Source organism: Cuspidothrix issatschenkoi CHARLIE-1 (assembly GCF_002934005.1).
Taxonomy (GTDB): Bacteria; Cyanobacteriota; Cyanobacteriia; order Cyanobacteriales; family Nostocaceae; genus Cuspidothrix; species Cuspidothrix issatschenkoi.
Genome location: NZ_PGEM01000148.1, coordinates 2,931 through 3,972, shown reverse-complemented (window position 1 = coordinate 3,972; position 1,042 = coordinate 2,931). Strand labels below are relative to the sequence as shown.

The following is a 1,042-nucleotide window of genomic DNA, read 5'->3' as shown; positions in this document are numbered from 1 at the left end:
CATTGCATTCGTAGCTGCTCCTCCCGTTGACATTGACGGTATCCGTGAACCAGTTGCAGGTTCATTACTCTACGGAAACAACATCATTTCCGGTGCAGTAGTTCCTTCCTCCAACGCTATCGGTTTGCACTTCTACCCAATTTGGGAAGCTGCTTCCTTAGATGAGTGGCTGTACAATGGTGGTCCTTACCAGTTAGTAGTATTCCACTTCTTAATCGGTGTATTCTGCTACCTCGGTCGTGAATGGGAACTTTCCTACCGCTTAGGTATGCGTCCTTGGATTTGCCTAGCTTTCTCTGCTCCTGTAGCAGCAGCTACCGCAGTATTCCTGATCTACCCCATCGGTCAAGGTTCATTCTCTGATGGTATGCCTTTAGGTATCTCCGGTACATTCAACTTCATGATCGTGTTCCAAGCAGAACACAACATCTTGATGCACCCCTTCCACATGTTAGGTGTAGCTGGTGTATTCGGTGGTTCCTTGTTCTCTGCAATGCACGGTTCTTTGGTAACATCTTCCTTGGTTAAAGAAACAACCGAGAACGAATCACAAAACTACGGTTATAAATTCGGTCAAGAAGAAGAAACCTACAACATCGTTGCAGCACACGGTTACTTCGGTCGCTTGATTTTCCAATACGCTTCTTTCAACAACAGCCGTTCCTTACACTTCTTCTTGGCTGCATGGCCAGTAGTTGGTATCTGGTTCACAGCTTTGGGTGTAAGCACCATGGCATTCAACTTGAACGGTTTCAACTTCAACCAATCTATCATTGATTCTCAAGGTCGTGTAATCGGTACTTGGGCTGATGTAATCAACCGCGCTAACTTAGGTATGGAAGTAATGCACGAGCGTAACGCTCACAACTTCCCCTTAGACTTGGCTGCTGCTGATGTTGCTCCTGTTGCTTTAGCTGCTCCTGCTATCAACGGTTAATAACTAGAGTCTAGTTAATTAGAAAACGCTCTCCTTACGGAGGGCGTTTTTTGTTTTGGGAAAATACAGCAGTTTGCGAAGGTATGAGGTACACATTTTGCGGGC

General features: G+C 45.8%; 1 protein-coding gene. It reads left to right on the top strand.

Annotated features, from left to right (window positions below):
- The coding region (gene psbA, locus CUN59_RS17815) for a photosystem II q(b) protein (RefSeq protein WP_104389108.1) at positions 1-937 on the top strand (937 nt) is incomplete at its 5' end.
- Positions 938-1,042: the final 105 nt, after the last annotated feature.